This is a genomic window from Mesorhizobium sp. M0800, from assembly GCF_040320095.1.
GTDB lineage: Bacteria > Pseudomonadota > Alphaproteobacteria > Rhizobiales > Rhizobiaceae > Mesorhizobium.
The window spans coordinates 294,170-300,602 of record NZ_JAMYOZ010000005.1; the positions used below are offsets into that span (position 1 = coordinate 294,170).

A 6,433-nucleotide genomic window follows, 5' to 3' on the forward strand; every position below is an offset into this window, starting at 1 on the left:
GTCCGACAAAAGGCCGCACGGGCCGCCGATCGATCAGCTGCCCAGCCGGACGCGGTACAATTCGACGGCGGCGCCGCTGGTCCCGGCAACCGGCTCAAGCCATTCCAGCACGCTGCCGCGCATCAGCCCGGCAAGAAAGCCTGCCGGCGCCTTGGCTGCGAGGAGCTTGCCTTCGGCGCTGCCGGGGCACAGCGCGACGAGGCCGACGTGATGATCCGCCACGACCGTCCTGGCATCGGCATCGGACCCAAGGAAGGCATCGAGCGCCAGCAGGTTGCCGGCGACGTTGCGATGGTAGGGCCCGGCGAAGACGTGATGTCCGGAATAGGCCAGGATCGGCGATCCGAGATTGGAAATTGCCAGTACGGTGGTGCCTGGCAGGCGGCCAAGCGCCGCAAAGGAGGCCATGCGCTGGCAAGCGACATCGGCGCCGTCGCCATTATCCGCCGTGGTGTTGCTGTCGTCGAAGGCGACCGAGGTTGCCGCGGCAGCCCCAGTCCAGACCGCATTCACCGAAACCAGCCAGACGGCAGCCATGCGCAGCGCCACACCGCGCGACGGGCTGACCTCGGCCCGTTGACGCCATTTGGCAATCCAGGCGGCAAGCGGGACGACAGCGAAGGCGATCGAGAATGTCGAACCGCGCACCTGCCAGGCGCTGACGATGAAGGCCACGGCAAGCAACGCGCCGACAAGGCTGTCCTGCCGCCGCCAGCCGCCACGGCCAAGGCGAAGCGCCATCAGCACGAGCGCGATGAGCGGCGTGGCATAGCGCGCCACCACCCCGGCCGGATCTTCAGCGAGCAGCTTGAACAGCGATTGCGCCTCGTCGATGTGATCAAGCCATAGCTCCTTGAGGCGCGGATCGAGGTTGGCATAGGGCGCTGCCAGGCATTGTGGGAACAACAAGACGACGACAGCGCCCAATAGCAGGGCAAGCAGGCCAAGTGAGGCGATGCGCCATTGGCGCGTGCGGCCGGCGGGCTCGACCGACGCTATCGCCGCAAGGCCGGTTCCGGCAATCGCCGCGACGACGAACTGCACGGTCGAGAAGGCGTCGCATTGCGCCTGACCCCAGGCAGACGGCGCAATGGTGGCGACAAAGACGAGAGCGGACACGCCGGCAAAGCCGAGGCCGAAATCCCTGGCGATCAGCCTCTCGCCATTGGCGCCGAGGGCAAACAGCATGGCAACGGAGGCGCCGATGGTGGCCACATAAGGCGCGGTCTCCATGCCGACGGCCAGCATCAATCCGGCGCACAGGCCGGAGAGCAATGCCGCCGGCCTGCGCGTTGGCGCTTCAAGCAACAGGCTCAGGCTGGCCATGCTCAGCATCAGCTGGACATTGTGGTGATCGAGCGCGCCAGGCGAAAAAATGCCGAGGAAATACAGTGCGGCAGCGCCGATCACGACAGCGGGCAGCACGGCGCTGTCACCGGCAAAGCTGCGTACGGCGCGAGCGGTGAAAAACACGGTCAGGCAAAAGAGCAGCGCCGGCCACAGCACTTGCGCAACATTCTCGGCAAAGGCCGCGCTGCCGGTCAGGGCCGATACGGCGATGATGATGGCGGCGATCGGCGCATCGACCAGCCGCGACCAATGCATGACGAAACCGCCTTCCAGGCCCATCCTGTACTGGTGCAGATCGAACCAGCCCTGGCTGGCCAGCATGTCGCGAACTTCGACAAGGCGCAGCAGATTGTCGTTGTCGCCGCCGGCATTGGTCAATTCCGGGAAGCCGGCAAGGGCATTGACGGCAAGTGCCAGCAACGTGGCAAGCAGCGCCAGCGCGATATCGGACCTCCAAATGGAGGCGCCATCGTCGGCTGTGCTCATATCAGGACCTTTGGAAGGAATACGGTGCGGTTTAAACCTAGCCTTAACAGCTTCAATAAATAGTAAAGCCGCCCGAGCGAGGCCGGCGCTTGAGCGGTCAGGGGCCTCGCAGGGCATCCGGAGACGAAAATGCCACAAGAAGTGCGCCATGAGCCGAGCATCGCCGTGCTCCTGCCTTGCTACAATGAGGAGCTGACGATCGGCGAAGTGGTGCGGCGCTTTCGCGAAACGCTGCCTGCCGCCGCGATCTATGTCTACGACAACAATTCGCGCGATCTGACCGCGCTCCGAGCCCGCGCCGCCGGCGCCATTGTGGTGCGCGAGCCGCGCCAAGGCAAAGGCAATGTCGTGCGCCGCATGTTCGCCGACATCGAGGCCGACATCTACCTGATGGCCGACGGCGACGGCACCTATGCGCCGGAGGACGCGCCGCAACTGATCAACACGCTGCTGACCGAGCGCTCCGACATGGTGGTGGGCACCAGGCGCGGCGTCGCCAACGACGCCGGCAGGACAGGCCACGCCTTCGGCAACCGCATCTTCAACAGTCTCTACAAACGTTTGTTCGGCTCGGACTTTACCGATATCTTCTCGGGTTACCGCGCCTTCACCAGGCGCTTCGTCAAGAGTTTTCCCGCCGTTTCCGGCGGTTTCGAGATCGAGACCGAAATGTCGGTGCACGCCTCGCAGCTCAAATTGCCGGTCAGCGAGATCGGACTCGACTATGGCCGCCGGCCGGAAGGCTCCTCGTCGAAGCTGTCGACCTTTCGCGACGGCGCGAAGATCCTGTGGATGTTCGCCATGCTGATGAAGGAGACGCAGCCGCTGCGTTTCTTCGGCGCTTTTTCGGTGTTCTTCCTGGCATCAAGCCTGTTTCTGATGGCGCCGGTGCTGATCGAGTTCGCCGAAACCGGGCTTGTGCCGCGCCTGCCGACGTGGGTGCTGTCGGTCGGGCTGCTGCTGCTGTCGATGCTGGCGGCAGTGACCGGGGTAATCCTCGATTCGGTGTCGCGCGGCCGGGCCGAGCAGAAGCGCATCTTCTATCTGTCGATGCCTTCCGGCCGCGTCGAACGCGAACGCGCAAGTGCGCTCGCGACTTTGAAGACCGGACCGCGCAAGACCCCGCGGGCGGCTTAGAACCCTAAATGGGACGCCTCGCCCGCTTCATTGTCGCCGGCGGCATCGGCTTCGTCGCCGACGCGGCGGCGCTTTGGCTGGTGTTGGCGATAGCGCCGCTTGGCCCCTTCGCGGCTCGCATCATCTCGATCGGTTTTGCCCTGTCCGTCACCTGGCTGATCAACCGCCATCTGACCTTCTCGCCTTCCAGCCGCGGCGTCGCGCAAGAGGGCGCACGCTATGGCGGCGTCGGCATTGCCACCAGCCTCGTCAATTATCTCGTCTATTGCGCCATGCTGTTCGCGCTGCCGATGGTGCCGCCGCTCATAGCCCTTGCGGTCGCCTCGCTGGTCGCCATGGCGCTGTCCTTCCTCGGCTATTCCAAGCTGGTGTTCGACCGCTGAGAAACTATCGCGTCGAGGTCTGCGCCAAGCGAAGCGTAGCCTCATCGTGACCTTGGCCGATTGGCAGAAGCCGCCGATTTCCTTATATCGCTGTCGATGCATCGGCCCGAAAATCGGAATCGATTTTCGGAAAGCACGATGCATGGATTCAAAAAATATTGGAGCGTACTTTGTGCGTCCAAGTGGATCGCTCCAAGTGCGCCGGAGAGCTGCCATGCCCCTGAAAGTCGCCGTCCAGATGGACCACATCTCCACCGTGTCGGTAGCCGGCGACACGTCGTTTGCGCTGTCGCTGGAGGCGCAGCGGCGCGGCCACCACTTGTTTCACTACACGCCCGACCGGCTGTCGCTGCGCGATGGCAAGGTGTTTGCCCGTATCGAGGCGATGCAGGTTCGCGACGATAAGGGCAATCATTATTCGCTGGGCGAAGAAGTCCGCACCGATCTTTCGGAGATGGACGTCATCCTTTTGCGGCAGGATCCGCCCTTCGACATGAACTACATCACCACCACGCATATTCTCGAGCGCATCCATCCGAAGACCCTGGTGGTCAACGATCCGGCCTGGGTGCGCAACAGCCCGGAAAAGATCTTCGTCACTGAATTTCCCGACCTGATGCCGGACACGCTGATCACCAAGGACCCGCTCGAGGTCGCAGCCTTCCGCAAGGAGTTCGGCGATATCATCGTCAAACCGCTCTACGGCAATGGCGGCGCCGGCATCTTCCACCTGCACGAGGCCGACCGCAACCTCGCCTCGCTGCTCGAAATGTTCGGCCAGTTGTTCCGCGAACCCTACATCGTGCAGCGCTACCTCAAGGAGGTGCGGGCTGGCGACAAGCGCATCATCCTGATTGACGGCGAGCCTGTCGGCGCCATCAACCGCGTGCCGGCCGAGCACGATTCGCGCTCCAACATGCATGTCGGCGGCCGCGCCGAAAAGACCGAATTGACGGAACGCGAACGCGAGATCTGCGCCCGCATCGGTCCCTCGCTGAAGGAGCGCGGCTTCATCCTCGTCGGCATCGACGTCATCGGCGACTACATGACCGAGATCAACGTGACCTCACCGACCGGCATACGCGAAGTGCAGCGCTTCGGCGGCGCCGACATCGCCAGCCTGTTCTGGGATGCCGTCGAGGAGAAGCGCAACTAGCGTACATTGCTTCTGGAAGCGGCCGCGTTCCGGACCATTGCAGCCGTGGCGCTCAGCTGTTCCCCAAATGTTCTTGCCTTCGCCGGAAATCTATGGTTGTCTCCGGTGACGCCGTTCGCGGCATGATCGCAAAGGCTTGGGGCAAAGCCTGCATCCGGGGTGAAGACATGGTGGCGCGGGTTCGCACGGTTGCTTTCCAGGGCATCGAGGCCGTGCCGGTCGACGTGCAGGTGATGATCGCGCCGGGCAAGGTCAACATGCACATCGTCGGGCTGGCCGACAAGGCGGTGGCCGAAAGCCGCGAGCGGGTGCAGGCGGCATTGCACGCCTCCGGCCTGTCGATGCCGTCGAAGAAGGTCACGGTCAATCTGGCGCCCGCCGACCTGCCCAAGGAAGGCAGCCATTACGATCTGCCGATCGCGCTCGGTCTGATGGCGGCGCTCGGCGCCATTCCGGGCGACATGCTGGCCGGCTATGTCGTGCTTGGCGAATTGTCGCTCGACGGCACCATCGCCGCGGTGGCCGGCGCGCTGCCGGCGGCGATCGGCGCCAATGCCGAAGGCAAGGGCCTGATCTGCCCGTTCGCCTGCGGGCCGGAAGCGGCGTGGGCCGGCAAGGATTTCGACATATTGGCGCCGCGCAGCCTGATCGCCATCGCCAACCATTTTCGCGGCACGCAGGTTCTGTCACGGCCGGAAGCCGGCATCCATGCCTCGGCGCGCGACCTGCCCGACCTTGCCGACATCAAGGGCCAGGAGACCGCCAAGCGGGCGCTGGAGGTGGCGGCCGCCGGCGGCCACAATCTTCTGATGGTCGGGCCGCCGGGATCGGGAAAGTCGATGCTGGCGCAGCGGCTGCCGTCGATCCTGCCGCCGCTGGCGCCCAGGGAATTGCTCGAAGTCTCGATGATCGCCTCGGTGGCCGGCGAACTCGGCGAAGGAAAACTCACCGACCGGCGGCCGTTCCGCGCGCCACATCATTCGGCCTCGATGGCGGCGATGGTCGGCGGCGGTCTGCGCGTGCGGCCGGGCGAGGCCTCGCTTGCCCATCACGGCGTGCTGTTCCTCGACGAGTTTCCCGAATTCTCGCCGCAGGCGCTCGATGCGCTGCGCCAGCCGCTCGAGACCGGCGACTGCATGATCGCGCGCGCCAACCACCGCGTCACCTATCCGGCACGTATCCAGCTGGTCGCGGCGATGAACCCGTGCCGCTGCGGCATGGCCGGCGAGCCCGGCTATCGCTGCCTGCGCGGCGACCGCTGCCGCACCGACTACCAGGCGCGCATTTCCGGCCCGCTGCTCGATCGCATCGATCTCAGGATCGAGGTGCCGGCGGTCTCGGCCAGCGATTTGATCCGGCCGGACCGGGCGGAGAAGAGCGCAGCCGTCGCACTACGCGTGGCGCGGGCGCGGACGATCCAGCGAGAGCGCTTCGAGCGGCTCGGCGCGACCTCCGCCACCACCAACGCGCATTGCTCGCCGTCAGTCATCGAGGAGATCGCCATGCCCGATGCCGCCGGCCTGTCGCTGCTCAGGGACGCCAGCGAAAAGCTCGGCTTTTCCGCGCGCGCCTATCACCGCGTCTTGAAGGTGGCGCGGACGCTGGCCGACCTCGAGGCAAGCGAAACAGTCGGCCGCATCCATCTGGCCGAGGCGATTTCCTACCGCATGAGCTCGGAGCGGATGGCGCAGGCGGCGTGACGTTCCCCTCCCCCTTGGGGGGAGGGTGGCCGCGAAGCGGCCGGGTGGGGTTGCCGGTGAGACGCTCGGCCTGTCGCATTTCGAAACCGACCGAGGTGCGGAGCGTTGCGATGCTCCTCCTAGAGCGGTTCCTGATTTGACGGAATCGAAGGGGATTCCGGATCAGTCGGTTTTGTGATTCAAGATGCTGGCTGGAGTGGAGGCCAGCATCGGATGACGCG

Annotated in this window: 5 protein-coding genes; 4 read left to right on the top strand and 1 reads right to left on the bottom strand. The window is 65.0% G+C overall.

Features of this window, described 5'->3' with window-relative positions; genetic code table 11:
- Nucleotides 1-33: 33 nt before the first annotated feature.
- Nucleotides 34-1,836 carry a GtrA family protein gene (locus NKI18_RS09870; RefSeq protein ID WP_352617923.1) on the bottom strand — a complete coding sequence of 601 codons (1,803 nt, stop codon included), beginning with the start codon at nt 1,834-1,836 and terminating at the stop codon, nt 34-36.
- Nucleotides 1,837-1,965: 129 nt separating this feature from the next.
- On the opposite strand from NKI18_RS09870, the gene NKI18_RS09875 reads away from it, so the two are divergent.
- From NKI18_RS09875 to NKI18_RS09890, 4 genes are all read left to right on the top strand, one after another.
- Nucleotides 1,966-2,973, top strand: coding sequence for a glycosyltransferase (locus tag NKI18_RS09875; protein WP_352617926.1), 1,008 nt, complete (start codon nt 1,966-1,968; stop codon nt 2,971-2,973).
- An 8-nt stretch (nt 2,974-2,981) separates the two neighbouring features.
- Nucleotides 2,982-3,356: a GtrA family protein gene (locus tag NKI18_RS09880; protein WP_352617928.1), complete on the top strand. Its 375-nt coding sequence runs from the start codon at nt 2,982-2,984 to the stop codon at nt 3,354-3,356.
- 214 nt (nt 3,357-3,570) lie between these two features.
- Nucleotides 3,571-4,512 carry a glutathione synthase gene (gene gshB, locus NKI18_RS09885; RefSeq protein WP_352617931.1) on the top strand — a complete coding sequence of 314 codons (942 nt, stop codon included), beginning with the start codon at nt 3,571-3,573 and terminating at the stop codon, nt 4,510-4,512.
- Between the two features lie 167 nt (nt 4,513-4,679).
- Nucleotides 4,680-6,212, top strand: coding sequence for a YifB family Mg chelatase-like AAA ATPase (locus NKI18_RS09890; RefSeq protein WP_352468148.1), 1,533 nt, complete (start codon nt 4,680-4,682; stop codon nt 6,210-6,212).
- Nucleotides 6,213-6,433 lie beyond the last annotated feature (221 nt).

Bases quoted from the DNA above. Each gene is read 5' to 3' on its own strand.
- NKI18_RS09870 (WP_352617923.1), bottom strand. From the start codon at position 1,836: ATGAGCACAGCCGACGATGGCGCCTCCATTTGGAGGTCCGATATCGCG.
- NKI18_RS09875 (WP_352617926.1), top strand. From the start codon at position 1,966: ATGCCACAAGAAGTGCGCCATGAGCCGAGCATCGCCGTGCTCCTGCCT.
- NKI18_RS09880 (WP_352617928.1), top strand. From the start codon at position 2,982: ATGGGACGCCTCGCCCGCTTCATTGTCGCCGGCGGCATCGGCTTCGTC.
- gshB (WP_352617931.1), top strand. From the start codon at position 3,571: ATGCCCCTGAAAGTCGCCGTCCAGATGGACCACATCTCCACCGTGTCG.
- NKI18_RS09890 (WP_352468148.1), top strand. From the start codon at position 4,680: ATGGTGGCGCGGGTTCGCACGGTTGCTTTCCAGGGCATCGAGGCCGTG.